Source organism: Pseudomonas putida (assembly GCF_016406145.1).
Lineage (GTDB): Bacteria > Pseudomonadota > Gammaproteobacteria > Pseudomonadales > Pseudomonadaceae > Aquipseudomonas > Aquipseudomonas putida_E.
The window spans coordinates 2,469,240-2,496,046 of sequence record NZ_CP066306.1; the positions used below are offsets into that span (position 1 = coordinate 2,469,240).

The window sequence follows — 26,807 nt, forward strand, 5'->3', positions numbered from 1 at the left end:
ACACGTACACTGCAGCGCCATGGCTCTGTGAGGTACTTGTGAGGGCCGGCTTGCCGGCGATTGGGCCTGTGTCCAGCCTGGGGAAGCCTGTATGAACCCAACCTTCGCCTCCCTCAGCCTCGCCCACCTGCGCACCCTCGACTGCCTCCTGCAGCTGAAAAACCTCAGCCACGCCGCCGAGCGCCTTGGCGTCAGCCAGTCGGCGTTGAGCCGCCAGCTGGCACACCTGCGTGAAGCCTTCGACGACCCATTGCTGGTGCGCCAGGGCCGTGGCTACGTGCTCAGCGAATACGGCCAAGCCTTGGTCGAGCCGCTGCGCCAGGTGCTTGAAGAACTCCAGGCTCTGCGCCAGCCCGCCGCGTTCGATCCGGCCCGTTGCGAACGGCGCTTCTGCCTGGCCGCGTCCGACTATGTTGCAGAGCACATGCTGCCGCTGCTGGTGGCGGCGCTGGAGCAGGAAGCACCGGGTGTAAGCATCGACTACCGCACCTGGCAGGCCGGGCAATACGCTTTGCTCGCCAGCGGCGAGATCGACCTTGCGACCACGCTGTTCGACGAGTCGCCGGCCAACCTGCACGGTCGCCTGCTTGGCGAGGACCGTGCGGTGTGCCTGATGCGCCGGGACCATCCGCTGACGGCCTGCGAAGTGCTGAGCCAGGACGACTACCTGGCCTTCAAGCACGTGCGCATCTCTGGTGGTGGCGACAAGGACAGCTTCATTGACCGCCACCTGCGCACCCAAGGTCTGCAGCGGCGCATCAGCCTGGAGGTGCCGTTCTTTTCGGCCACCGTGCAGGTCGTTGGCAACAGCCAGGCGCTGGCGACGGTGCCCGAGCATATTGCCCGCCAACTGTGCCGGCTGCATGGCCTGGCCTGGCGGCCGCTGGGGTTTGTGGAGCATACCCAGCGCTACTGGGTGGTGTGGCACCAGCGCCTGCAGGCGTCGGCCGAGCACCGCTGGTTGCGCAACCGGGTCTTCGAGCTGTGGCGCCAATCACAGTTCGGCGTGCAGGGTGGGCATGCGGCTTTGCCATAGCAGGTATGCGCCAAGCGGGGTTATTGGTGTGGCGGCAGGCGCCTAGACTGGGGCCCTTGTGCTGTTGGTGATGCCCCCCATCGCCGGCTTGCCTGCTCCCACAGCTGCCCAGAGCCTTCAAGCCCAGTGCAGTACCTGTGGGAGCCGGCTTGCCGGCGATGGGGCCGGGCCTGACAGCTGACAACCCACAGGAGACCGCGCGTGACCCCAGAACAATTCCGCCAGTACGGCCATCAATTGATCGACCTGATCGCCGATTACCGCCAGACGGTCGGTGAACGCCCGGTGATGGCTCAGGTCGAGCCCGGCTATCTCAAAGCTGCCTTGCCTGCCGGCGCCCCGCAACAGGGCGAGCCCTTCGAAGCGATCCTCGATGACGTCAACACGCTGGTGATGCCTGGCCTGTCGCATTGGCAACACCCCGATTTTTATGGCTACTTCCCGTCCAATGGCACTCTTTCGTCGGTGCTCGGCGACTTTCTCAGCACGGGCCTGGGTGTGCTGGGCCTGTCATGGCAATCGAGCCCGGCTCTGAGCGAGCTGGAGGAAACCACCCTCGACTGGGTGCGCCAGTTGCTGGGCCTGTCGGAGCAGTGGAGCGGCGTGATTCAGGACACAGCGTCTACCAGCACTCTGGTCGCGCTGATCTGTGCCCGTGAGCGTGCCACCGATTACGCCCTGGTGCGTGGCGGCCTGCAAGCCGAAGCCAAACCGCTGATCGTCTATGTCAGTGCCCACGCCCACAGTTCGGTAGACAAGGCCGCGCTGCTGGCCGGCTTCGGCCGCGCCAACATACGCCTGATCGCTACCGACGAGCAGTTCGCCATGCGCCCCGAAGCCTTGTTGGCGGCTATCGAACAGGACCTGGCCGACGGTAACTTGCCCTGCGCTGTGGTTGCTACCACCGGCACCACGGCCACCACGGCGCTGGACCCTTTGCGCCAGATTGGCGAAATCGCCCAGGCCCAGGGGTTATGGCTGCACGTCGATTCAGCCATGGCCGGCTCCGCGATGATCCTGCCCGAATGCCGCTGGATGTGGGACGGCATCGAGCTGGCTGATTCTGTGGTGGTCAACGCGCATAAGTGGTTGGGGGTGGCGTTCGACTGTTCTATCTACTACGTGCGTGACCCGCAGCACCTGATCCGGGTGATGAGCACCAACCCAAGCTACCTGCAGTCAGCGGTCGATGGCGAGGTGAAGAACCTGCGCGACTGGGGCATCCCGCTGGGGCGCCGGTTCCGGGCATTGAAGCTATGGTTCATGTTGCGCAGCGAGGGGGTCGAGGCGTTGCAGCAGCGCTTGCGGCGCGACCTGGACAATGCCCGTTGGCTGGCGGGGCAGATCGAGGCGGCAGGGGAGTGGGTGCTGTTGGCGCCGGTACAGTTGCAGACCTTGTGCATTGTGCACCGGCCTGCGGGGCTGGAAGGGGAGGCGCTGGATGCGCATACCAAGGCATGGGCTGAGCGGCTCAATGCCTCGGGTGAGGCCTATGTTACGCCGGCGACCTTGAACGGGCGCTGGATGGTGCGGGTTTCGGTGGGGGCGCTGCCCACTGAGCGCGAGCATGTCGAGCAGTTGTGGCAGCGCTTGCAGGCAGTGGTAAACGGCTGAAATGCAAGGGGCCGCAGAGCGGCCCCTTGCGTCTATCAGTGGCTCACCGTCTGCAGGTTGCCCTTGCGGCTGGCCTCGTAGGCATCCTTGTCCATCGGCTTGGCCTGCGGGTTACCCAGGTCTTCCATCGCCAGGCGATGGGTTTCCGGCGCGATATACGCTGCCAGGGCACATACGCAGGTAATGAAGAACGCCAGGCCGCCAATCACCAGCGGAATGTTATCCGAACCCGGTGGCGCCACCAGTGCGAACAAGGCCGGCAGCATGGCGGTCAGCATGGTGCCGATGTTCTGTGCAATGGCCATGGCCGATACGCGGTAGCGGGTGTTGAACAGCTCAGGGAAGAAGCTTGGGAACACCGCGTTGTAGCCTTGGTAAACCATGCCCCACATGAGGATCGAGGTAGCGAAGGCCAGCGGCACGTTCTGGATGCTGATTGCATACAGGTATGCGAAGGCCAGCAGGCCCGAGCCCAGGCAACCGGCGATCATGGTCGGGCGACGGCCGATCTTGTCGGAAAGATTGCCCACGAACGGGATGACCAGCACTGCAACGATGTTGCCCACCACTGGGATCCACAGGTACACGCTCTTGTCGAAGCCGATGCCGTAGGCCGGCTGTACCGCGTAGGCCGCGCCGAAGATGGTGGCAACTACCGGGATCACGTTCATCAAGGCCATGAACATCACCAGCACCATGTGCTTCCAGCTGTGGCGGAAGGCCTCGCTGATTGGCGACTTGGCAACCTTGTCCTGTTTCTCTTCTTTCACAAAGGCCGGGGTTTCGTGCACTTCCTTACGGATGATGAAGCCTGCGATCAGCACGATGGCGCTCATCAGGAACGGAATGCGCCAGCCCCAGTCGTTGAACGCCTCGCTGGGCATGAAGTAGGCCAGTGGCAGGAATACCGCCGCCGCCATTACCTGGCCGGCCTGAACGCCCTGCAAGGTGAAGCTGGCGAAGTAGCCGCGCCGCCCGAACGGTGCGTGCTCCATGATCATCGAACTGGCCCCGGAGATTTCACCGGCCACGGCAAAGCCTTGGACCAGGCGCAGCAGCACCAGCAAGGCCGGGGCGAGCATGCCGATATCGTGGTAGGTAGGCAGCAGGCCCACGGCCATGGTCGAAATGCCCATGAGGAACATGCACAGAAGCAGCACGTTTTTGCGCCCGCGGGTATCACCCCAGTGGCCGAGCACGAAAGCGCCAACCGGACGGGCCAGGTAACCCACGCCGTAGGTGGCCAGCGAGGCGATGATCGCCATCTTGGGGTCGGTGTTGGGGAAGAAGATCTGCGGGAAGATCAGTGCCGCAGCCTGGGCATAGATGAAAAAGTCGTAGTACTCGAGTGCCGAGCCTATCCATCCGCTGGCGGTCGCTTTCTTGGCTTGAGAGCTGGAGTGAGCCATCGTTGTCTCCGTTGTTTTTGTTGGTCGCCGCACAGCCGGTGCCGTCAGGCGGCAAGCCAGGGGGTGTGCGATCGCTATCGGGAGTATTTGGGTGCTTAAAGGGCCGACGATCGCGGGCCAAGTCTGTTTGGAGACAACGATCGAGCAGGTGCGGGTTGCAAGGCGAGGGAGTTTTGCATAGGTCGATACCCGTTTTATTGAACTTATTATGTCGTGGCGCTGGGCTTGTGAGCGCAGGTTGTGCCGAACGGCCACTGGGCAGAAAGTGGTGGTCGGTGTGCCTGCGTCTGGTCTCATGGTTGCGCAGGGATGGCAGTGAATCAATTCGCCAAAACGGGTTTTGTGCGGTAATCGAACGCAAAACTAACCGTTCCGTACAAAGTGATTGCTGCCATGACTTTACCTGCGAATAATTCATCATGCCAAGAAGTCTGATGGTGTGTTGCTTAGCCCCAGCTTCCAGCCCAGTAGCCCCATAACAAGGAATTCCAACATGCAGCGTTCGATAGCCACCGTGTCCTTGAGCGGCACACTGCCGGAAAAGCTCGAAGCCATCGCCGCCGCCGGTTTCGACGGCGTCGAGATCTTCGAGAATGATCTTCTCTACTATGCCGGCAGCCCCCGCGAAGTGCGGCAGATGTGCGCTGACCTCGGTATCGCCATCACCCTATTCCAGCCGTTCCGCGATTTTGAAGGCTGCCGCCGCGACCGCCTGCAGAAGAACATCGACCGCGCCGAGCGCAAGTTCGACCTGATGCAAGAGCTGGGCACCGACCTGGTGCTGGTGTGCAGCAACGTGCAGGCCGACGCCCTGGGCGAAGAACAACTGCTGGTGGACGACCTGCGCCTGCTCGCTGAGCACGCCGGCCAACGCGGCATGCGCATCGGCTACGAAGCCTTGGCATGGGGGCGTCACGTCAACACCTATCAGCAAGTGTGGAACCTGGTGCGCCAGGCCGACCACCCGGCGCTGGGCGTTATCCTCGACAGCTTCCACACCCTGTCGCTCAAAGGTGACCCTGCCGCGATCCGCGATATCCCCGGCGACAAGATCTTCTTCGTGCAGATGGCCGACGCACCGATCCTGGCCATGGATGTGCTGGAGTGGAGTCGCCACTTCCGCTGTTTCCCTGGGCAGGGCGAAATGGACCTGGCCGGCTTCCTCGCGCCGATCCTGGCCACCGGTTATCGTGGCCCGTTGTCGCTGGAAATCTTCAACGACGGCTTCCGCGCTGCACCACCGCGCCAGAACGCCGCCGATGGCCTGCGTTCGCTGTTGTACCTGGAAGAACAGACCCGCCTGCGCCTGCAGCAGGAGGGCACCGCCATCGAGCCGGGTGTGCTGTTCGCACCGCCTGCCGCGAGTACCTACGACGGTGTGGAATTCCTCGAATTTGCCGTCGACGAAGCGGTCGGCGCGCGTCTGGGCAGCTGGCTCAAGCGCCTGGGCTTTGCCGACGCCGGCAAGCACCGCAGCAAGGATGTACGCCTGCTACGCCAGAACGACATCAACATCGTGCTCAACGCCGAGCCCTACTCCTTTGGCCACAACTTCTTCGAGGCCCACGGCCCATCGTTGTGCGCCACCGCGCTGCGGGTCAAGGACGAGCACGCGGCGCTGCAGCGCGCCACCGACTTCCGCGGCCAGCCGTTCCGCGGGCTGGTCGGCCCCAACGAATGTGAGGTGCCTGCAGTACGCGCCCCGGATGGCAGCCTGATCTACCTGGTGGAGCAGGGCAAGGAAGGCCCGTCGCTGTACGACACCGACTTCCGCCTGGACCAGAGCGCCAGCAGCACCGGTGGCCTGCAGCGCATCGACCACATGGCCCTGGCCTTGCCAGCCGAGTCGCTGGACAGCTGGGTGCTGTTCTACAAGAGCCTGTTCGACTTTGCCGCAGATGATGAAGTGGTATTGCCCGACCCGTACGGCCTGGTCAAAAGCCGTGCCCTGCGCAGCCAGTGCGGCAGCCTGCGCCTGCCGCTGAACATCTCGGAGAACCGCAACACCGCCATCGCTCATGCGCTGTCGAGCTATCGCGGGTCGGGTGTTCACCATATCGCCTTCGATTGTGCCGACATCTTCAAGGAAGTGGCCCGAGCGAAGGAAGCCGGTGTGCCGTTGCTGGAGATTCCGCTCAATTATTACGACGATCTGGCGGCTCGTTTCGATTTCGACGACGAGTTCCTCAGCGAGCTGGCGTACTACAACGTGCTGTATGACCGCGACGCTCAGGGTGGCGAGCTGTTCCACGTATACACCGAGGCGTTCGAGGACCGGTTCTTCTTTGAAATCATCCAGCGCAAGGGGGGGTATGCCGGGTACGGTGCGGCCAACGTTCCTGTGCGGTTGGCGGCGATGGCCAAGCGGCGCAGCGGAGCGGCGCGCAAGCCGGTGTTGTAACCGCCCGGGGTTCACGGCCTGTGAGATCGGGCGCTGCCTGTGCAGCGCTTGATCATGGGCCTCAGGCTGGGCACACGCCAATCCTGCCCACCCGATCAACAGCGCGCTTCCTTCCAACCCTCCACTCACGGATAATCCCGTCCAAATCCCAATAAATACCCCGTGAGCAGCTATGAGCAATCCCGTTGCCCCCCTCGGCCAGCCCGAGATCGAAGGGACACGCAAGTCGCGCAAGAACAACCCTGAAAAAACCCGTGAGGACATCCTCCAGGCCGCCATCAACGAGTTTGTCCAGCAAGGCCTGGCAGGCGCGCGGGTGGATGCCATCGCCGAGCGCACAGCCACTTCCAAGCGCATGATCTACTACTACTTCGGCAGCAAGGAGCAGCTGTACGTCGAGTGCCTGGTCAAATTGTACGGCGACATCCGCAAGACCGAGCACCGCCTGGACCTGGAGTCGCTGCCGGCCGAGCAGGCCATCCAGCGCCTGACCGAGTTCACCTTCGACCATCACGACCGCAACGTCGATTTCGTGCGCATGGTCTGCACCGAAAACATCCACTACGGCGAGTACGTGAAGAAAACCCCGGCCATCCGCGAGATGAGCAGCCTGGTGCTGCAGGCGCTGGGCCGCACGCTGGAGCGGGGCGTGCAAGAGGGGGTGTTCCGCCCGGGCATCGAGGTCATCGACCTGCACATGCTGATGAGCGCGTTCTGCTTCTATCGGGTCTCGAACCGCCACACCTTCGGCGACATCTTCCAGATCGACCTGCTCGATGAGCAGGTCAAACTGCGCCACAAGGCCATGATCTGCGAAGCAGTGATGCGTTACATCCAGGCCTGAGTGCCGTTCACTCGCCCAGCCGTTGCTCACGTGACGGCGGGTAGCCGAAATAGGCCGCGTAGCACTTGCTGAAGTGCGACACCGAAACAAAGCCGCAGGCCACCGCAACCTCCATCACCGACAGGTCGGAGTACTGCAGCAGGCGGCGGCTCTTGGTGATGCGCAGTTCCATGTAATAGCGCCGTGGCGAGGTGCCCAGCTGGGCCTGGAACAGGCGGTCGATCTGCCGCCGGGAGCGGCCGCTGTAGGCCGCCAACTGGTCGAGGCTGAGGGTTTCCTCGAGGTTGTTCTCCATCAGCTCGACGATGGTGCGCAGGTGCAGGCTCATCGACTTTTTCGCCCCCGGCCCGACCTGGCGGTGGCGTGCACCGGAGAACGACAGGATTTCCTCGACGCCTTCTGCCAGGCCGTCACCGTAAAGACGGCGGACCAGGCCGAGCATCAGTTCCATGGCACCATTGGGGCTGGCGGCGCTGAGCCGGTCACGGTCCAGGGTGAAGCTGGCCGGGGTAATGCGTGTCTGCGGGCTGCGCTCGGACAGGCTGGCGCGCTGCTCGGGGTGGATGCTGCAGCCATAGTCATCCAGTACCCCGGCGCGGCCAAGGAACCAGGCGCCGTTCCATAGCCCGCCCAGGGCCTTGCCGTGGGCGGCGCAGTCACCCAGCAGGCGGTCCAGCTCGGGGTACTTGAGCGGTGTGCGCAAGCCGCCGCAGATGATCAGCAGGTCAAGTGCTTTCAGCTCGCTGGCAACAAGGTCAGTGGCCACCAGCTCCAGGCCCAGGTCGCTCAGCACTCGGTCGCCGTCCAGCGACAGCGGGGTAAAGCTGAAGCTGTCGGCGCGCAGCAGGTTGGCGGTGACCAGTACGTCCATGGCCACAGTGAAGCTGGCCATGGAGAAGTGTTTGAGCAGGACGAAGTCGACGCGATAGGGCGCCTGGGCGCTGCCCGCGGTGGACTTGAGCCGCAGCATGTTGGTGGTGCTGGTCTTCTTGCTGAACTGGCGTGGGGTGGGCACTCTGGACTCCGCTTCCTGGCTGGCCTGCAGAGTGTGGCGGGTGGCCTGTGGAAAGACAATCGCCAGGGTGGGCATGTGGTATTGGAGGTCGTATTGAGGCAACTGGGCTATGCTGGCGCCTCCCACCTGGAGAACCTCGATGAAATACGCCGTCGCCCTGTTGTTCAGCCTCCTGCCGCTGGTGGCAAACGCCCTGCAAACCGGGGAAAAGCTCGCACCGTGGACACTGCTCGATCAGCACGACCAGCCCTATACCCTGGACGCCGGCACGCATGTGCTGCTCGTGGCCCGCGACATGGACGGCGCCAAGCTGGTGAAGGCGGCTCTGGCTGAACAGCCCAAGGGCTACCTGGAGTCGCGCGATGCGGTGTTTGTGGCGGATATCCAGCGCATGCCTGCGCTGATCAGCAAGCTCTTCGCCATCCCTGCCATGCGTGATTACAACTACCGGGTGATGCTCGACCGTGAAGGGCAGGTTGCCAGCCGCTATCCTGGTCAGGAAGGCAAGGTGCTTTGGTTGCAGCTTGAGCAGGGAGCGTTGGTCAGCCAGCAGGAGTTCGCTGATGCGCCGGCGTTGAAGGCTGCGCTGGAAAAGGCGCAGGCAAGTAAATCCGAATGAACCCTTGCCGCAGGCAGTAACCCAACCCTTTACATGCCAACGGGAGAGTGCTCATGGAAATCGGAACGATCTGGATCATTGTCGCGGCCTTGGTCATCTTGCTGGAGATCTTCGCCATCTGGCATATCATCGGCAGCGAACGGCGCGCGGAGCGCAAGATGCTGTGGATCGTCTTCGTCGTCTACGCCCCGTTCCCTGGGTTGCTGTTTTGGGCCTGGCGGGGGCCGCGGGCAGTGAAGGGCAGGGCGGTACTGCAGGAAAAGTGAGGGGCACGGCATCAGGTGCGGGGCGCCTGATGCCGTTCGTGGCGTGAGTTGAGCCATAATCTGGGGGGCGGTACTTTCTACATGAAAGTCTTCGAACCACTCCTTTGCCCCGAGCCCCCCCATGCTGCCCATCGAACTGCGCACCACTACTCCCGACCAGGCCGACCTGATCCGTAATCTTTATCAGTTCTATGCCTACGAGTCCTCTGACTGGGAGCAGGAAGACGTTGAGGTAAACGGGCGCTTCTACATTCACGAAGAGCATCTGCAGCGCTATTGGCTTGCAGAAGGTTGGAGCGCCAACCTGGTACTGGTGGATGGTTTCATTGCCGGTTTCGTGCTGGTCGAGCGCAGCGAGCTGCCTGGCATCAACGCCAGTGAACTGGCCGACCTGTTTATCCTCAAGCGCTACCGCCGCCAAGGTATTGGCCGTGCGGTCGCGCTGCAGGTGCTGACTGGTGCCGGAGACTGGCTGCTACGCTGCTATGCGCCAGACCCCGCCGCTGTTGCCTTCTGCAAAGCCGTCGTGGCCGAATTGCCCCGGCCGGTGCAGCAAATCGTGCTGGGTGATGATCCGGACCTGCTGACCTACAAGGTTACGTCCGCTTACCACTGAGCGGCGCCGGCAAAAAACTGTGATCCACTTCACAAAATCCATTCAAGCGGCATAATGCCATTACCTTGTATTCAAGACCCGGCCGCTCTGGCCTGGGGTTCCTTTTCGTGCGCGTTGCAGGTTCAGGGAAATTTTCATGTCGCTAGTCGCAAGCCCCGACGTCATGTACCGGCTGTTGATCCAGAGCGTGGTGGACTATGCCATCTACCTGCTCACCCCCGACGGTATCGTCGCCAACTGGAACCCGGGCGCCCAGCGGGCCAAGGGTTACCTTGCCGACGAGATTATCGGCAAGCACTACTCGCTGTTCTACAGCGAAGCCGAGCGCGTCGCCGGCCTGCCCGAGCAGAACCTTGCGCAGGCGCGCGACACTGGCCGCTTCGAAGAAATCGGCGCACGCCTGCGCAAGGACGGCTCGACCTTTCATGCCCACGTGGTGATCGAGGCGGTGCGCGATGACAACGGCCATCTGATCGGCTTCGCCAAGGTCACCCGTGACATTTCCGAGCGGCGCCAACAGGAACTGGAATTGTTGCAGGCCAAGGAGCTGGCTGAACAGTACAGCCAGGAGATGACCAAGCTTTCGCAGTTCCTTGATTCTGTGATCGCCAACATTCCCGCCAGCGTTATCGTCCAGGACCTGGAAAGCCAGCGTATCCTGCTGGCCAACCAGCAGGCCGAACGCCTGTTCGGTGGGCGCGGCCGCAGCATGATCGGCCGGTTGCCGGGTGAGTGCCTGGCACCGGCTGCGGCCGATTACCTGGAACAGCAACTCGCCCGCGGCGCACGCAACCCAAAGGGTTATGCCGCTGAAACCTGCGTCGATACCGCCTGTGGTCCGCGGACCCTGCGCAGCCGCGCATTGCTCAGCCAGAACCGCGAGGGCCAGGCCGACTATGTGCTGTTCGTGGCAGAAGACGCCACCGAGGAACTGGCCGCCCACGCCCAGATCCATCACATGGCGCACCACGACGCGCTGACCGGGTTGCCCAACCGCACACTGTTCAACGAGCGGCTCAAGCAGGCACTGGTGCGCGGCCATCAGAACGACAAGCTGACCGCAGCGCTGTGCCTGGACCTGGACAACTTCAAGAACATCAACGATTCCCTCGGCCATGCCTTCGGCGACAAGCTGCTGCGCGCACTGGGCAAGCGCCTGCGCCGTGAGCTGCGCGAGCAAGACACCCTGGCCCGCTTGGGCGGCGATGAGTTCGCCGTGGTGCTGACTGGCCTGGACGGCCGCGAGGCTGCCTGCAATACGGCGAAGCGCCTGATTGAAGCGATTTGCCCGCCGTTCCAGATCGAAGGCCACCAGTTCACGGTGGGCGTGAGCATCGGCATCGCCATTGCCCCCGATGACAATGAACAGGCCGAACAGCTGCTCGGTTACGCCGATATGGCCCTCTACGAAGCCAAGCGCAATGGGCGTAACCGCTACGAGTGCTTCCACGTCGAACTGGATGTCGCCGCCCGCCAGCGCCGCCTGGTCGAAACAGACCTGCGCACTGCGCTGCACCTTGGGCAGTTGCACCTGCATTACCAGCCGATAGTGGATCAGCAGACCAGCAGCGTGACTGGCTACGAGGCGCTGTTGCGCTGGGAGCACCCGACCCGCGGCATGGTGATGCCCATGGACTTCATTCCCATTGCCGAGGAGACCGGGCTGATCCACGAACTCGGCACCCGTGCGCTGAACCTGGCGTGCCAGGAGGCGGCCAGTTGGGACAGTGAGCAGACGGTGTCGGTCAACCTGTCACCGGTGCAGTTCAAGAACGCCAACCTGGTCCATACCGTGGCCCTGGCCCTGGCCGACTCGGGCCTGGCGCCCCAACGCCTGGAGCTGGAAATCACCGAATCGGTACTGCTGGGCAACAGCGAGGAGAACGTGCGTACCTTGCGCGCCCTGAAAGACCTGGGGGTGTCGATTTCGCTGGATGACTTCGGCACCGGGTATTCGTCGCTCGGTTACCTGCGCTCGTTCCCGTTCGACCGGATCAAGATCGACAAGTCGTTCGTGCATGACATGTGCGACAGCCGCGAGGCGATGTCCATCGTCCGGGCGATCACCGAACTGTCCAACAGCCTGATGATCAAGACCACGGCTGAGGGTGTGGAGTCCGAGGAGCAGATGCAGCGGCTGGCGGCGGAAGGGTGCTCGCACTTCCAGGGTTATCTGTATGGGCGCCCGGTGCCGGCGGGGGAGCGGTTGAAGCAGGTGGCTGTGGCGGTGAGTTGAAAGGGCCGCAAAGCGGCCCCTGGCATTCAGCTGTTCCAGTCCGGCGCAAAGTCCGGGCTCACCACCCGCTGATCCTTGGGCAACCCGGCAATCAGCGCCCGATCCTGAGCATCCAGGCGCACATCCAGCGCCGCCAGGTTGCTCAGCTGGTTCTCGCGGCTGCTGGCCTTGGGGATCACCGCCACGCCGTCCTGGTCCAGCAACCACTTGAGCGCCACCTGGCTCGGCAACACGCCATGCTTGCGGGCGATGTCCTGGATCACCGGCTGCGCCGCCGCCCGCCCGCGGGCCAGCGGGGTATACGCCGTGAGTAGCAGGTCGTGCTGGCGGGCGTAGTCGAGCAGCGGTTGCTGGCTGAGCAGTACGTGGTATTCCACCTGGATCGCCGCCAGCGGCGCGTCCAGCGCTTCGATCACCTGGCGCAGCAGGCCGAGCGGGAAGTTGGCCACGCCGATGCTGCGTACCTTGCCCTCGTCACGCAGGGCCACCAGCGTCTCGATGCTGCGGGCCAGGTCCCATTCCTTGCCGGGCCAGTGAATATGGAACAGGTCAACCTGCTCGGTGCCCAGGGCACGCAGGCTGTTCTCCAGGGACTGTCGCATGGCCTCGGGCGCCAGGCGGTCCCACCAGACCTTGGTGGTCAGGTGAATCTGTTCGCGTGGCACGCTGCTGTCGCGCAACGCCTGGCCAACAGCGGCTTCGTTGTCGTAGGCAGTGGCGGTATCGATGTGCCGGTAACCCAGCTCCAGTGCCTGGTGCACTGCTCGTGTGCACTCGGCGCCAGTCATCGGCCAGGTGCCCAGGCCAATGCTGGGCAGGTCGAGGCCGTTGCGGGTGGTGAGCCTATGCATGAAAACTCCTTGTTCGGGTTCGAGGGTCCAGGCTCGATGGTGCGCGTTTCGCCTGCCTGGGACCATGAGCAGGGGCCAGAAAGTGGTCGATCAGCGAACGGAAAACACATTGCCCTGCATGAGCGTGTCAATTGACCTTCCTCAAGTCGTCGTATCTCTTCTAGAATCCCTGCAGTCGCACTGCCTTCACCTGGCGTTGCATGTCGCAGCGCCGCCATCGAGAACGCCATGAGTTCCAGCACACCGCTGTCCGGAGTCAACCACCCCCTGCGCGGCATCGCCCTGGTGGTGGTGGCCACGTTTCTGTTCGCCAGCCACGATGCCTTGTCCAAATTCCTCGGTGGGCTGTACCCGATCATCATGGTGGTGTGGGCCCGCTACCTGGTGCATACCCTGCTGATGGCCGGTATCTTCCTGCCCAAATCTGGCCTCAATGTGTTGCGCACCCGGCGCCCGGTGCTGCAGACCTTGCGCGCCCTGAGCCTGCTCAGCACCAGCCTGTTGTTCACCACCGGCTTGCAGTACCTGCCGCTGGCCGAGGCGACCTCGGTCAACTTCCTGGCCCCGGTGCTGGTCACTGCGCTGTCGGCGCCGCTGCTCAAGGAGCGGGTCACACCCGGGCAATGGGTGGCGGTGGTGCTGGGCTTCATCGGCGTGCTGGTGGTGGTGCACCCCGGTGGCGCGATGTTCACCCCGGCGATCCTGTACCCCTTCGGCTCGGCACTGGGCTTTTGCTTCTACCAGTTGCTCACACGCATACTCGCCGCCCATGACAGCCCCACCACCAGCAACTTCTACGCCGGGCTGTGCAACACGCTGGTGATGAGTGCGTTGGTGCCGTTTTTCTGGGAGCTACCGCGCTGGGACCACGCGCTGCTGATGCTGGCACTGGGTGGTTTCGGCATGAGTGCGCACCTGCTGCTGACCCAGGCTTTCCGCCACGCCGCGCCGGCTCTGCTGGCGCCGTTCAGTTATTGCCAGATCGTGTTTGCCGGCTTGCTGGGGTTGCTGATCTACGGGCAGGTGCCCGATAGCACCACCTTGCTGGGCATCGCCATCATCTGCCTGAGTGGGCTTGGGGCAGCTTGGATGCAACGGCGCAAGTGAAAAGGTGCCATGCCTGCGCTACCTGGCCATGAACTGCAGAATCCGTTCTCGCAACCAGCGTTCGGCCGGGTCATTGTCTTGCGCGCCGCTCCATACCATCGACAGTTCCGCCTCGGTGATGTCGAACGGCGCCGGGTCGGCGCGCAGGCTGCCATCGTCAGCCAGGGCGCAGGCGGCGTAGTCCGGCACGGTTGCGATCAGTTCGGTATTGCGCAGCAGTGCGCGCAGGCTGCCGAACTGTGGCACGGCCAGCACTACCTTGCGGCAACGGCCGATGCGCGCCAGATCAAGGTCGATGTTGCCACTCATGTCTCCTGAAAACGACACCATCACATGCGGCCTGGCGCAGTATTCGTCCAGGGTCAGCGGGCCTGGGCGACCGTCGGCGCGCAATACGCGCACGCCGATGTCACGCAGCTTGCGGCGCTTGGCCGTGGCCGGCAGGTCGGTGGTATAGCTGACGCCCACCGAGATCTCGCCGCTGGCCAGCAGGCCAGGCATCAGCAGGAAGTTGGTACGGCGCACCACCACGCTGATGTTCGGTGCTTCTTCGCGCAGGGCTTGCAGCAGGGCCGGGAACAGGCCGAATTCGGCGTCATCTGAGAGCCCCAAGCGGAATACGTTGCAGCTGTTGGTCGGGTCGAACTCCCGGGCGCGGCTGATCGCTGAAGAGATCACGTCCATGGCCGGCCCCAGCTCGGCGAAGATCTGCATGGCCCGGGGAGTTGGCTCCATGACCCGGCCGCTGCGGATCAGTAGTGGGTCATCGAACAGTTCGCGCAGGCGGGCCAAGGCGGCGCTGACGGTGGACTGGGTGATGAACAGCTTTTCGCCGACGCGGGTCAGGTTACGCTCGATCATCAGGGCTTCAAAAAGCACCAGCAGGTTCATGTCGACGCGGCGCAGGTCGTTGCGGTTCATGGGGCTTGGCTCACGCAGGAAATTGGGTGGTTGGCGGTGTATTGAAGCACGGCACGGGCCCTTGCGCCTTGTAAGGATGTGCCGGTAGGGGAGACATACTGAATACCTGACAGAGCCAACCTATCACCCTCCAATAGCCACTCTATTAGAAGTCTGCCCAAGCTCGACTAGTCTTGACCGTGGCCCTGCGAATTCCCCTGCGGGCGGCGTCAGAGCACCTGGGTGCAAGACCCTGCCGCCACGCCGTGACAGCTTCGCAAGCCCCTGTCGGAACGTGACCGACCTGACCTGATGAGGGGTAGGCATGAGCCCATGTGCTCGGCTCAAAGAACACCTGGCATAGACCGGAAATCTGGATAACCGACCCAAAGGTAACAGCAGATGTCGAACGAATCGAAATGCCCGTTCCATCAAACCGCAGGTGGCGGCACCACCAACCGAGACTGGTGGCCTGACCAGCTCAACCTCAGGATTCTCCACCAACATGGCACCAAGTCCGACCCGATGGACCCGGACTTCGACTACGCCAAGGCGTTCAAGAGCCTCGACTTCCAGGCGCTCAAGCAAGACCTGACCGCCTTGATGACCGACTCCCAGGACTGGTGGCCGGCCGACTTCGGCCACTATGGCCCATTGTTCATCCGCATGGCCTGGCACAGCGCCGGCACCTACCGCATCGGTGACGGCCGCGGCGGCGCCGGCTCTGGTCAGCAGCGTTTCGCGCCGCTCAACAGCTGGCCCGACAACGTCAGCCTGGACAAGGCCCGGCGCCTGCTGTGGCCGATCAAGCAGAAGTACGGCAACAAGATTTCCTGGGCCGACCTGATCGTGCTCACCGGCAACGTCGCCCTGGAATCGATGGGCTTCAAGACCTTCGGCTTCTCCGGCGGCCGCGCGGATGTGTGGGAGCCGGACGAAGACGTGTACTGGGGCTCGGAAAAGGTCTGGCTCGGCGGCGACACCCGCTATGGCAAGGACCAGGTCAAGGCCCAGGCGCCCGGGCAGGGGGACCTGGTGGCCGAACCCGCCAAGCACGGTGAAGAGCAGAACCGCGACCTGTCGGCCGAGCGCAACTTGGAAAACCCGCTGGCCGCCGTGCAGATGGGCCTGATCTACGTCAACCCGGAAGGCCCGGAAGGCAACCCCGACCCGGTGGCTTCGGGCAAGGATATCCGCGAAACCTTCGGCCGCATGGCCATGAACGATGAAGAAACCGTTGCGTTGATCGCCGGCGGCCACGCCTTCGGCAAAACCCACGGCGCAGGGCCGGCCGACAACGTCGGCGCCGAACCGGAAGCTGCCGGCCTTGAACTGCAAGGCTTGGGCTGGGCCAACAAATTTGGCACCGGCAAGGGTGGTGACACCATCACCAGTGGCCTGGAAGTGACCTGGACCTCGACGCCGACCCAGTGGAGCAACGAGTACCTCAACAACCTGTTCAACTTTGAGTGGGAACTGACCAAGAGCCCGGCCGGTGCCCACCAGTGGCAGCCCAAGGAGGGCAAAGGCGCTGGCACCGTGCCGGATGCCCATGACCCGAGCAAACGCCACGCACCGTCCATGCTCACCTCGGACCTGGCCCTGCGTTTCGACCCGATCTACGAGCCGATTGCCCGGCGCTTCAAAGACAATCCCGACCAGCTGGCAGACGCCTTCGCCCGTGCCTGGTACAAGCTGATCCACCGCGACATGGGCCCGCTGGCACGTTACCTCGGGCCAGAAATGCCCAATGAGGAACTGTTGTGGCAAGACCCATTGCCCAAGGCCGATCAGCCGTTGCCAAGCGAGCAAGACATAGCCGCGCTCAAGACCAAGGTCCTGGCGTCAGGGTTGAGTGTCGGTGAGCTGGTATCCACCGCCTGGGCAGCCGCCTCGACGTTCCGTGGTTCCGACAAGCGCGGCGGCGCCAATGGTGCACGCCTGCGCCTGGCGCCGCAGAAGGACTGGCCAGCCAATCAGGGCACGGGCAAAGTGCTGGCGGCACTGGAGCAGATCCAGGGTGAATTCAACAACGGTGGCAAGCACATCTCTCTGGCCGACCTGATTGTGCTGGCCGGTACCGCCGCGGTGGAAAAGGCCGCCAAGGATGCCGGCTACGCTGGCAACGTGCAATTCCGCCCGGGCCGTGTCGACGCCTCCCAGGAACAGACCGATGTCGAGTCGTTCGCTGTGCTCGAGCCACTGGCTGACGGTTTCCGCAATTTCACCAAGGCGCGCTACAGCGTCAAGGCCGAGAAACTGCTGCTGGATAAAGCCCAGTTGCTGACCCTCACCGCGCCGGAACTGACCGTGCTGATCGGCGGCCTGCGGGTGCTGGGCGCCAACCATGGCGGCAGCAAGCACGGCGTGTTCACCGACCAGCCTGGCACCCTGAGCAATGACTTCTTCCGCAACCTGCTGGACATGGGTGTGGAGTGGAAGGCCACCTCGGGCGACAACGAAAGCTTCGAAGGCCGCGACCGCAAGACCGGGCAAGTGAAGTGGACAGGCACCCGTGTGGACCTGGTGTTCGGCTCGCATGCGCAGTTGCGGGCGCTGAGCGAGGTGTATGGCAGCAGCGATGGCAAGGACAAGTTCGTCAAGGACTTCGTTGCAGCTTGGGTGAAGGTGATGGAGCTGGATCGTTTTGATTTGAAATAAAGGTAATGACTGGGGCTGCTTTGCAGCCCAATCGCCGGCAAGCCGGCCCCCGCAGTCACACCACAAAGCCAGAAGGCGGTGGAGTGCTTGTGGGGGCCGGCTTGTTTGCAATGGGGCAGTGGCCATCGCGCCAATTCCAGGTCGGATAGGTACAAAAGCGTCCTCGTTCGTTCTGCTGCAATGCATCTCAGGCGGCCGGCCTGAAACAGCGTGCTCACAACGACAAGGAACACCGACCATGCAAATGCCCCAGACCCTGAAGATCCGCAACGGCAACAAGGTCAAACCGACTTTTTCCGCACAGGAATATGCCGCCCGCCATGCCCGGCTGCGGGCCTATATGGCCGAGCAGGATATCGAGGCGGCGATCTTCACCTCGTACCACAACGTCAACTACTACAGCGACTTCCTCTACTGTTCGTTTGGCCGCCCTTATGCACTGGTGGTGACCCACGACAAGGTGGTGTCGATCAGCGCCAACATCGACGGTGGCCAACCTTGGCGTCGCACGGTCGGCACCGACAACATCGTCTATACCGACTGGCAGCGCGACAACTATTTTGTGGCCATCCAGCAGGCGCTACCGCTGGCGTCGCGTATCGGCGTTGAGTACGACCACCTCAACCTGCAGAACCATGCCAAGCTCGCTGCCTGCTACCCAAGGGCCGAGCTGCTGGACATCGGTGCGCCCTGCATGCGCATGCGCATGATCAAGTCCGCCGAAGAACAGGCGCTCATTCGCCATGGGGCGCGGGTGGCTGACATTGGCGGTGCGGCGGTGGTCGAGGCGCTGCAGGACCAGGTGCCGGAATATGAAGTGGCACTGCATGCCACCCAGGCGATGATCCGCGAGATCGCCCGCAGTTTCCCCGACAGCGAGTTGATGGACACCTGGACCTGGTTCCAGTCCGGGCTCAACACTGACGGTGCGCACAACCCGGTGACCAGCCGCAAGGTAAACCCGGGCGACATTCTCAGCCTCAACTGCTTCCCCATGATCGCCGGCTACTACACCGCACTGGAGCGTACGTTGTTCCTGGGCCACTGCCCGGACGAGCATTTGCGCCTGTGGCAAGCCAACGTCGAAGTGCACGAGGCAGGGCTCAAGCTGGTGCGCCCGGGCATGCGCTGCTGCGATATCGCCCGCGAGCTGAACGAGATCTTCCTGCGCCATGACCTGCTGCAGTACCGCACCTTCGGCTATGGCCACTCGTTCGGCACACTCAGCCACTACTACGGCCGTGAGGCAGGGCTGGAGCTGCGCGAGGACATCGATACGGTGCTGGAACCGGGCATGGTGGTATCGATCGAGCCGATGATCATGCTGCCCGAAGGGCTGCCGGGGGCAGGGGGCTACCGCGAGCATGACATCCTGATCGTCAATGAAACGGGTGCCGAGAACATCACCAAGTTCCCGTATGGACCGGAGCGCAACATCATTCGCAAATGATGACAGGTGCCGGCCTCTGCGCGAATGAAGAGGCCGGCACAAACAACACAATAACAACTAACTGTATGACCTTCAGACCCTGCCTCCAATTAGAAGAACCAGAGGGTATCCGTCATGTCCAGCACCACCCTGAATGCTCCCACCCTCGCCGGTGCCACCCAAGGCGCCGAACGCCAGGCCCTGCGCAAGGCCGCCCGCGCCAGTTTCATGGGCAACTTCGTCGAATGGTTCGATTACGCGGCCTACGGCTACCTGGCGACCATCATCGCCGCCACCTTCTTTCCGCAAACCGACAAGACCAGCGGCTTGCTCGCGACGTTCGCGGTATTCGCCCTGTCCTTCCTCGTACGCCCGCTGGGCGGGGTGGTGTGGGGCCATTTTGGCGATCGTCATGGCCGGCGCAATGCTTTGTCACTGTCGATCCTGATCATGTCGATTTCGACCTTCTGCATTGGCCTGCTGCCGGGGTATGCGCAGATCGGCCTGTGGGCGCCGTGCCTGTTGTTGCTGATCCGCCTCGTGCAGGGCTTTTCTGCTTCGGGCGAGTATGCCGGCGCTGCGGCATTTCTCGCCGAGTATGCACCGCCTGGCCGAAGGGGGCTGTACACCAGCATCGTGCCGGCCAGCACTGCGGCCGGGCTGTTGTTTGGTGCAGCATTTGTCGCGGCCTTGCATGAACTGCTCAGCACTGAAGACCTGCACAGCTGGGGCTGGCGCCTGCCATTTTTGCTGGCGGCGCCGTTTGGCCTGGTGGGACGTTATATCCGCATGAGCCTGCAGGACACACCCAAGTTCCTGGAGATGGAACAGCGGCTGGAAAGCAAGGCCTGCATGACGCCGGCGCCGATCCGCGAACTGCTGAGCCGGCACCGCCGCAGCCTGGCCATCGGTATCGGGGTTACCTGCCTCAATGCTGTGGCGTTCTACCTGCTGCTCAGTTACATGCCCACTTACCTGTCGAGTGAAATGGGCATGAGCGAGCGTGACTCGTTCATCGCCTCGACGGTTTCCCTGGCCACCTACATCGGCCTGATCTTCCTGATGGGACGCTTGTCTGACCACTTTGGCCGCAAGACTATGCTGGTGGTTGCTTCGCTGCTGTTCCTGGGGTTGACCGTGCCGCTGTTCAAGCTGCTCGATGGTCAGCCCCTGCTGGTGGTCCTGGCGATCCAGATCTTCTTCGGGGCGATGCTGGCGATGAACGACGGCACCTTGCCTTGCCTGCTCGCGGAAATCTTCCCCACTCGCGTCCGTTTCAGTGGCTTTGCCTTGAGCTTCAACCTGGCCAACGCCTTGTTTGGCGGGACGGCACCGTTCATCGCCACCTGGTTGATTCATGTGACCGGTAGCAAACTGGCGCCGGCCGGGTACCTGCTGGCGGCGGCGCTGGTGGCGCTGGTGGCCATGTTGATGTGCCGGGAAACGGCCCACGACGAACTGAAAGACTGAGGTATCAGTGCAACGATGCCTGCCGCCGTTCCCCCAGCGGCGACAGGCCAAAGAAGCGGCTGTAGCTTTTGGAAAAATGCGCCGGCGAACTGAACCCGCATGCCAGCGCCACCTCCCGCACTTGCACGTCGCTGCGCAACAGCAATTCCCGCGCCCGCGACAGCCGCAACTCCAGGTAATACTGGCTGGGCGTGCGCTGCAAATACTTGTGGAACAGCCGCTCTAGCTGGCGCACGGTCACCTCGTTGAGGCTGGCCAGTTCCTCCAGCGCCAGCGGCTCCTCCAGGTTGGCCTCCATGATCGCCACCACTTGGCTAAGCTTGGGCTGGGCACTGCCCAGCAAGGTGCGCAACGGCACGCGCTGTCGCTCGCGCTCGCCGCGCACCCGGTCGCACAGCAGCAACTCGGCCGCCTTGGCGGCGATGTCTTGGCCACCGGCTTCGCGGGCGACCAGTTGTAGCATCATGTCCATGGCCGCAACGCCACCGGAGCAGGTGTAACGGTCGCGGTCCAGTTCGAAAAGCTGGCTGGAAATGACGATCCCGGGGAAATGCTCCTGCAGGGCCTCGATGTCCTCCCAATGGATGGTGCAACGATAGCCTTTGAGCAGGTCGGCTTTGGCCAGCAGGTAGCTACCGGTACAGATGCCGCCTAGCGGAACGTGCTGGCGGGCCAGTTGGCGCAGCCAGTCGATCAGGGGCCGGTTACCTCGGCTGCGGTCGATCGGGTTGGCCCCGACCACGAACAGGGCATCCAGCGGCGGGGCATCGGCGATGGCATGGTCAGGCAGGATACGCATGCCATTACTGGCCATCACCGGCGCTTCGCTGGCGGCGAGCAATACGGTGCGGTAGAGGGGGCGGCGGGCTGCCAGATTGGCCATGCGCAAGGTTTCCACCGCCGACGCCAGGCCGATGGTGGTGAAGTTGGGCAGCACCAGAAAACCGAAGGTCTTGGCTGGGCAAGGCGAGACGATTGCAGAAACGGGGTGGACCATTGCGATCTTCCTGTGCAAGCTGAGGCGTGATTCGTCGGGGGCAGTGAAAAACAGGCCTCGCATGTTTCTTGTTGTTATGGGTCGTTGCCCGGTCGATCTTACACTCCGGCGTGATGGCCAGGAATGGACCTGAATGCAGACAGAAGGTGAAGCTACTTGAACCCCGAATCCATGCTGGCCGCGCTGCCAGGTTTCGCCATCGCGCCGCAGGCCATCCAGGTTTTGCCCGATGCCGCGGCCTATCGCACCTGCTTGCTTGAGCGCATCGGCGCTGCGACCCGGCGTATTGTCATCGTCGCCTTGTACTTGCAGGAGGACGAGGCCGGGCAGGAAGTGCTGGATGCCCTGTACCAGGCCAAGGCGGCGCGGCCGGGCCTGGAGATCGTCATCGTGGTCGACTGGTTTCGCGCACGCCGTGGCCTGCTGGGCGCCGGGCGCCAGCCGGGCAATGCCGCCTGGTACCAGGCCCAGCGTCAGCTGCGTGGGTTGGACGTGGTTATTCATGGCGTGCCAGTGCAAACCCGTGAGTTGTTCGGCGTGCTGCACCTCAAGGGCAGCGTGATCGACGACTGCGTGATCTATACCGGCGCCAGCCTGAACAACGTCTACCTGCACCGTTTCGACCGTTATCGCCTGGACCGTTACCACCTGTTCCAGTCGCCTGAGCTGGCCGATGCCATGGTCGCCCTGGTGCGGCGGCTGCTGCACCACACTGCAACGCCGCGCCTGGACCTGCCGGCGCCACCGACCAACCGCAGCCTGCGCGGCGATATTCGCCGCTTGCGTGCACGGCTGCGGCGCATGGCGTATGACGCACCGGCTGCCGTTGCAGGGCAGGGCCTGCGGGTGGTGCCGTTGCTCGGCGTTGGCCGTGGCAACCCGCTTAACCGCGCGGTGTGCGCGTTGCTGGCTGCGGCGCGGTCACAGATCATCATCAGCACGCCTTATTTCAACCCGCCCCGAGTGGTGATGCGCGAGATCGACCACGCCCTGGACCGCGGCGTGCGGGTGGAACTGATTGTCGGCCACCGTACGGCCAATGATTTCTATATCGCGCCCGGTGAGCCGTTCAGCGCCAGTGGCGCGTTGCCCTATCTGTATGAGGATAACTTGCGCGCCTTTGCCCGGCGCCGCCATGCCAGCATTGTCAGCGGCCAACTGGTGGTTCGGATCTGGAACGACCCTGGGCATACCTTTCATGCCAAAGGCGTCTGGGTCGATCAGCGTTACTCGTTGCTGACAGGCAACAACCTCAATCCGCGCGGGTTCAACCTGGACCTGGAGAACGGGCTGCTGATCGACGACCCGCAGGGCGAATGGACGGTGCCGCGGGAAGTGGAACTGGAGGGCATTCGCCGGTTTGCACCGAAGATCGGCTCGGCCCAAGAATTGGGCGTCAAGGCGGAGCACCCCAAAGAAGTGCGCAGGTTCTTGCGCCGCTTGCGTTTCAGTCGCCTGGAGCCGTTGATCAAGCGGGTGTTGTGAGCCGTTTTTACCTCTCTGAAAAGTCATGGCAAACGAATACAATCAGCCGTTTTCCACGTTAACCAGACAGGCCAAAACTTTCATGGCGCTTGATCCACCCACGATGCTGACCATCACCATCGCCCTGGCTGCCGCCGCAGCCTTGTACCTGGCGATCGAGTGGCGCAGCGTCCGCGAACCCTCGCTGCTGTTCTGGAGCGCGGGTTTCGCCACCATCACCATCGGCTCCACCCTGGCCCTGTTGCGCGGGATCGGCCTGCTGTTGATCGGTATCTGGTTCGCCAACGGCTTGCTGGTGGTGGCGCATGCGTTCTTCCTGCTGGGGGTGCTGCGCTTTACCCAGGCCCGCCTGTCGCGGGGCTGGCTGCTGATCGTCGTCGCCTGGTTTGCCTTGCTGCTGCTGCCCGTGGGGCCTGAGTGGTCGAAGGTCATGCTGATGGTCAACTCGCTGCTGGTGGCGCTGCTCACGCTCAAGGCCAGCCTGCTGTTGCGCCCGCACGGCAAATCGTTGAGCGTGGGGGCGGTGCAGTTGCGTTATGTGCTGCTCATCCATGGCCTGTTCTATGTGGTCAAGGCTGTCATCGCGGTGACGCCTGGCACGCTGATCGACCTGGCGACCTTCGGCGGCCTGATCATTCAGGTGTCGCTGGTTGAGGGAACCATGGCGATCATGCTGATCGCCCTGTCGATGACCGGTACCGTGCGTTATCGCCGTGAAGAGCGGATCGCCCGGCTGGCTGCTCGCGATCCGTTGACGGCGTTGTACAACCGCCGGGCGCTGGAAGTCCGCGCCACGCCCCTGTTCAAAGACGTGAGCCCGGCCCGGCCTGGGGCGCTGCTGCTGATAGACATCGACAACTTCAAGCTGGTCAATGACCTGCATGGCCACGCGGCTGGCGACCGGCTGTTGGTCACGCTCAGCGAGATGATCCGTGCGGTGTTGCCGGAGCGGTCACTGGCGGCACGGCTGGGCGGGGATGAGTTCGTCATCCTGCTCAGCGACGCCAGCAGTGAGCGGGTGGTGGAGCTGGGTGGCGTTTTGCGTAGCCAGTTCCAGCAATTTGCCGAGCAGGCAATGCCGACCCCGCAGGCCGTGACCCTGAGTATTGGCGCCAACCTGTTCGACCATCCGCCGGCGAGCCTGGCGGCGTTGATCGAGCAGGGTGATGTGGCGCTGTATCAGTCCAAGCGTGGCGGGCGTAACAGTATTCGCCTGGTTGACCGCAGCGAGATGAACCCGGTCAGGTAGCGCTTCAACCGGCCCTCACAGGTACCCCGCTGCTCTCAAGCTCAGCGCAAACCCAGTGGGAGCCGGCTTGCCGGCGATGGGCCGCAGTGCGGCCCCGTTGTCTTCAGGTCACAACCTGATAACAAGGCACATACTCCGCGCCACCCGGCAGTTTCATCCGGTGCTGGTCGACAAACGCCTGCAGCAGACGCCCCAGCGGCTCCAGTACCGCACTGTCCCCGCGGATCTGATAAGGCCCGTGCTCCTCGATCAGGCGGATGCCCTTGTCCTTGACGTTGCCGGCAACGATGCCGGAAAACGCCCGGCGCAGGTTGGCGGCCAGTTCATGCGGCGGCAGGTCACGGCGCAGGGCAAGTTCCGCCATGTTGGCGTGGGTCGGGTCGAACGGATGCTGGAAGCCGCCGTCGATCTTCAACAGCCAGTTGAAGTGGAACGCGTCGTTGCGCTCACGGCGGAACTGCTTGACCTCCTTGAGCCCTTCGACCATCTGCCGCGCTACCTCGGCCGGGTCATCGATGATGATCTGGTAGTGGCGCTGGGCTGCCTCACCCAGGGTGGCGCCAACGAAGGCATGCAATTGCAGCAGGAACGGCTCGGCACTGCGCGGCCCGGTCAGCACCACCGGGAAAGGCAGCTCTTGGTTGTCCGGGTGCATCAGGATGCCGAGCAGGTAGAGGAACTCCTCGGCAGTACCGGCGCCACCTGGGAAGATGATGATGCCGTGGCCGACACGTACGAAGGCTTCCAGGCGCTTCTCGATGTCCGGCAGAATCACCAGTTCGTTGACGATCGGGTTGGGCGCCTCGGCGGCAATGATGCCCGGTTCGGTCAAGCCCAGGTAACGGCTGCCGTGCATGCGTTGCTTGGCATGGGCGATGGTGGCGCCTTTCATCGGCCCCTTCATCACGCCCGGGCCGCACCCGGTGCAGATGTCGAGCTTGCGCAGGCCCAGTTCGTGGCCAACCTTCTTGGTGTACTGGTACTCCTCGCTGCTGATCGAATGGCCGCCCCAGCACACCACCATTTTCGGCTCGACGCCCGGGCGCAGGGTGCGTGCGTTGCGCAGCAGGTGGAAGACGTAGTCGGTGATGCCCTGGGAGCTTTCCAGGTCGATGCGCTGGCTGGCCAGTTCGCTTTCGGTGTAGACGATATCGCGCAGGGCGCTGAACAGCATCTCGCGGGTGCTGGCGATCATTTCACCATCGACGAAGGCATCGGCCGGTGCATTGAGCAGCTCCAGGCGCACGCCGCGGTCTTGCTGGTGGATGCGTACCTCGAAGTCCTTGTAGGCCTCAAGGATGGTCTTGGCATTGTCGACATGGGCGCCGGTGTTGAGGATGGCCAGGGCGCACTGGCGGAACAGGGTGTAGAGGCTACCGGTGCCGGCTTCACTCAGTTGCTGGACTTCACGTTGCGACAGCGTCTCCAGGCTGCCTTTGGGGCTGACGGATGCATTGATGACATGGCGTTGGGGCATCTAAGTCTTTCCTGTGCAGGTAAAACATCCTTCTTTGACAACACCATAAGTCATGCGAAGAGCTTTTGCACACCCAGCGTAATCGCCAGCCCGCCACCGAGCAGCCACAGGTTGAGAATCGCCCCTGTCACCAGCGCCCGCGGGCCGGCCTGGCGGATCTGGCTCAAGCGTGTCTCCATGCCCAGTGCGGTCATGGCCATGGTCAGGGCGAAGGTGTCCAGGCCGTTGACCGCTTGGGTCACGCTGCCTGGCAATACCTGCAGCGAGTTCACCAATACCAGCGCGAGGAAGCCGAAGGCGAACCATGGCATGGCGATGCGGCCGTTGCCTTGTGCCTGACCCGGCAGCCGGGTACGGCTGATCCAGACACCCACCACCAGCAGTACCGGCACCAACAGCATCACCCGGGTCATCTTGACGATGGTAGCGATGTGCGTGGCCTCGGGGCTGACATTGCTTGCTGCGCCCACCACCTGAGCAACCTCATGAACGGTGCCGCCCAGGAACAGGCCGGCACCCAGGGTATCGAGGTGCAGCCAGCCGCTGTTGATCAGTAGCGGGTACAGGAACATCGACAGGGTGCCGAACAGCACCACGCTGCCCACTGCCATGGCACTCTTGTGCGGTGCGCTGCGCAGCGCCGATTCGAAGGCCAGCACTGCTGCGGCGCCGCAAATGGCGCTGCCGGCTGCTGTCAACAAGGCGGTATCGCGGTCCAGCTTGAGCAGCTTCATGCCACACCACAGGCCGATCAGCAGGGTGCTGACCACCACCAGCAGCGAGACCGTGAGGCCAGACCAGCCGACTTCGGCGATTTCCTGCAGGCTGACACGCAGGCCGAAAAAGGCCACCGCGATGCGCAGTAGCCCGCGGGCAGAGAAATTGATGCCCGCCGCCCAACTGGCCGGTACGCTATCACGCAGGGCGTTGCCGTAAAGGGCACCGGCGACGATGCCGACGATCAGCGGGCTGATGCCCAGGTTGGCGATAACGGGCATGGCCGCCAGTTGGGTGACGGCGAACGCGAACAACGCGACGAACAGGATGCCGTTGAGCCGCCCTCGGGTAGAGAAGGTAGGGGCAAAGGCAGGGTTGGACGGTACCGTGGCCATGTGAGTCCTCCGG

The 26,807-nt window shown here is 63.3% G+C and carries 21 protein-coding genes; 14 read left to right on the top strand and 7 right to left on the bottom strand.

The genetic code is table 11. The features are described 5' to 3' along the window. The first annotated feature begins 91 nt into the window (after positions 1-91). Positions 92-1,036 (top strand): LysR family transcriptional regulator, encoded by a 945-nt coding sequence (locus JET17_RS11320; protein WP_012314111.1) that lies wholly within the window; start codon positions 92-94, stop codon positions 1,034-1,036. 201 nt (positions 1,037-1,237) lie between these two features. Next, the gene (locus JET17_RS11325) at positions 1,238-2,650 is read left to right on the top strand and encodes a DOPA decarboxylase (protein ID WP_012314112.1); all 1,413 of its coding nucleotides are present in this window, start codon (positions 1,238-1,240) and stop codon (positions 2,648-2,650) included. A 35-nt stretch (positions 2,651-2,685) separates the two neighbouring features. Here JET17_RS11325 and JET17_RS11330 read toward each other — a convergent pair whose 3' ends face one another. Beyond that, positions 2,686-4,059 (bottom strand): MFS transporter, encoded by a 1,374-nt coding sequence (locus JET17_RS11330; protein ID WP_012314113.1) that lies wholly within the window; start codon positions 4,057-4,059, stop codon positions 2,686-2,688. A gap of 493 nt (positions 4,060-4,552) precedes the next feature. Here JET17_RS11330 and quiC point away from each other — a divergent pair, with 493 nt between their 5' ends. Together quiC and JET17_RS11340 are read left to right on the top strand one after the other, a co-directional pair. Beyond that, on the top strand, positions 4,553-6,460 hold the full coding sequence (gene quiC, locus JET17_RS11335) for a 3-dehydroshikimate dehydratase QuiC (protein WP_012314114.1): 1,908 nt from the start codon (positions 4,553-4,555) through the stop codon (positions 6,458-6,460). Positions 6,461-6,632: 172 nt separating this feature from the next. Then, positions 6,633-7,304: a TetR/AcrR family transcriptional regulator gene (locus tag JET17_RS11340; protein ID WP_012314115.1), complete on the top strand. Its 672-nt coding sequence runs from the start codon at positions 6,633-6,635 to the stop codon at positions 7,302-7,304. A gap of 7 nt (positions 7,305-7,311) precedes the next feature. On the opposite strand, the gene JET17_RS11345 is transcribed toward JET17_RS11340, so the two are convergent. Beyond that, the gene (locus JET17_RS11345) at positions 7,312-8,319 is read right to left on the bottom strand and encodes a GlxA family transcriptional regulator (RefSeq protein WP_012314116.1); all 1,008 of its coding nucleotides are present in this window, start codon (positions 8,317-8,319) and stop codon (positions 7,312-7,314) included. A 139-nt stretch (positions 8,320-8,458) separates the two neighbouring features. On the opposite strand from JET17_RS11345, the gene JET17_RS11350 reads away from it, so the two are divergent. The 4 genes from JET17_RS11350 to JET17_RS11365 all read left to right on the top strand — a co-directional run bounded on the left by JET17_RS11350 (position 8,459) and on the right by JET17_RS11365 (position 12,056). After that, on the top strand, positions 8,459-8,938 hold the full coding sequence (locus JET17_RS11350) for a hypothetical protein (RefSeq protein WP_012314117.1): 480 nt from the start codon (positions 8,459-8,461) through the stop codon (positions 8,936-8,938). 53 nt (positions 8,939-8,991) lie between these two features. After that, a complete protein-coding gene (locus JET17_RS11355) occupies positions 8,992-9,204 on the top strand; it encodes a PLDc N-terminal domain-containing protein (RefSeq protein ID WP_012314118.1) in 213 nt (70 codons plus the stop codon). A 121-nt stretch (positions 9,205-9,325) separates the two neighbouring features. Next, the gene (locus tag JET17_RS11360; protein ID WP_012314119.1) at positions 9,326-9,820 is read left to right on the top strand and encodes a GNAT family N-acetyltransferase; all 495 of its coding nucleotides are present in this window, start codon (positions 9,326-9,328) and stop codon (positions 9,818-9,820) included. 136 nt (positions 9,821-9,956) lie between these two features. After that, positions 9,957-12,056: an EAL domain-containing protein gene (locus JET17_RS11365; RefSeq protein ID WP_012314120.1), complete on the top strand. Its 2,100-nt coding sequence runs from the start codon at positions 9,957-9,959 to the stop codon at positions 12,054-12,056. A 26-nt stretch (positions 12,057-12,082) separates the two neighbouring features. On the opposite strand, the gene JET17_RS11370 is transcribed toward JET17_RS11365, so the two are convergent. Next, a complete protein-coding gene (locus JET17_RS11370) occupies positions 12,083-12,907 on the bottom strand; it encodes an aldo/keto reductase (RefSeq protein WP_012314121.1) in 825 nt (274 codons plus the stop codon). Between the two features lie 228 nt (positions 12,908-13,135). Here JET17_RS11370 and JET17_RS11375 point away from each other — a divergent pair, with 228 nt between their 5' ends. Further along, positions 13,136-14,014 carry a DMT family transporter gene (locus tag JET17_RS11375; protein WP_012314122.1) on the top strand — a complete coding sequence of 293 codons (879 nt, stop codon included), beginning with the start codon at positions 13,136-13,138 and terminating at the stop codon, positions 14,012-14,014. Between the two features lie 18 nt (positions 14,015-14,032). On the opposite strand, the gene JET17_RS11380 is transcribed toward JET17_RS11375, so the two are convergent. Further along, entirely contained in the window at positions 14,033-14,935 is a 903-nt protein-coding gene (locus JET17_RS11380; protein ID WP_012314123.1) for a LysR family transcriptional regulator, read from the bottom strand. A gap of 381 nt (positions 14,936-15,316) precedes the next feature. On the opposite strand from JET17_RS11380, the gene katG reads away from it, so the two are divergent. From katG to JET17_RS11395, 3 genes are all read left to right on the top strand, one after another. Beyond that, the gene (gene katG, locus JET17_RS11385) at positions 15,317-17,575 is read left to right on the top strand and encodes a catalase/peroxidase HPI (protein WP_012314124.1); all 2,259 of its coding nucleotides are present in this window, start codon (positions 15,317-15,319) and stop codon (positions 17,573-17,575) included. Between the two features lie 238 nt (positions 17,576-17,813). Further along, complete coding sequence (locus tag JET17_RS11390) at positions 17,814-19,025, top strand: M24 family metallopeptidase (protein ID WP_012314125.1); 1,212 nt, start codon at positions 17,814-17,816, stop codon at positions 19,023-19,025. A gap of 114 nt (positions 19,026-19,139) precedes the next feature. Beyond that, positions 19,140-20,474 carry an MFS transporter gene (locus JET17_RS11395; protein ID WP_012314126.1) on the top strand — a complete coding sequence of 445 codons (1,335 nt, stop codon included), beginning with the start codon at positions 19,140-19,142 and terminating at the stop codon, positions 20,472-20,474. Positions 20,475-20,478: 4 nt separating this feature from the next. On the opposite strand, the gene JET17_RS11400 is transcribed toward JET17_RS11395, so the two are convergent. Then, complete coding sequence (locus tag JET17_RS11400; protein WP_012314127.1) at positions 20,479-21,471, bottom strand: GlxA family transcriptional regulator; 993 nt, start codon at positions 21,469-21,471, stop codon at positions 20,479-20,481. Between the two features lie 156 nt (positions 21,472-21,627). Here JET17_RS11400 and pssA point away from each other — a divergent pair, with 156 nt between their 5' ends. Together pssA and JET17_RS11410 are read left to right on the top strand one after the other, a co-directional pair. Beyond that, positions 21,628-22,956, top strand: coding sequence for a CDP-diacylglycerol--serine O-phosphatidyltransferase (gene pssA, locus JET17_RS11405; protein ID WP_012314128.1), 1,329 nt, complete (start codon positions 21,628-21,630; stop codon positions 22,954-22,956). Between the two features lie 82 nt (positions 22,957-23,038). Further along, complete coding sequence (locus tag JET17_RS11410; protein WP_012314129.1) at positions 23,039-24,205, top strand: GGDEF domain-containing protein; 1,167 nt, start codon at positions 23,039-23,041, stop codon at positions 24,203-24,205. 103 nt (positions 24,206-24,308) lie between these two features. Here the strand turns inward: JET17_RS11410 and ppnN are convergent, their stop codons facing one another. After that, positions 24,309-25,682 carry a nucleotide 5'-monophosphate nucleosidase PpnN gene (gene ppnN, locus JET17_RS11415; RefSeq protein WP_012314130.1) on the bottom strand — a complete coding sequence of 458 codons (1,374 nt, stop codon included), beginning with the start codon at positions 25,680-25,682 and terminating at the stop codon, positions 24,309-24,311. 50 nt (positions 25,683-25,732) lie between these two features. Next, positions 25,733-26,794 (bottom strand): YeiH family protein, encoded by a 1,062-nt coding sequence (locus JET17_RS11420; protein WP_012314131.1) that lies wholly within the window; start codon positions 26,792-26,794, stop codon positions 25,733-25,735. Positions 26,795-26,807 lie beyond the last annotated feature (13 nt).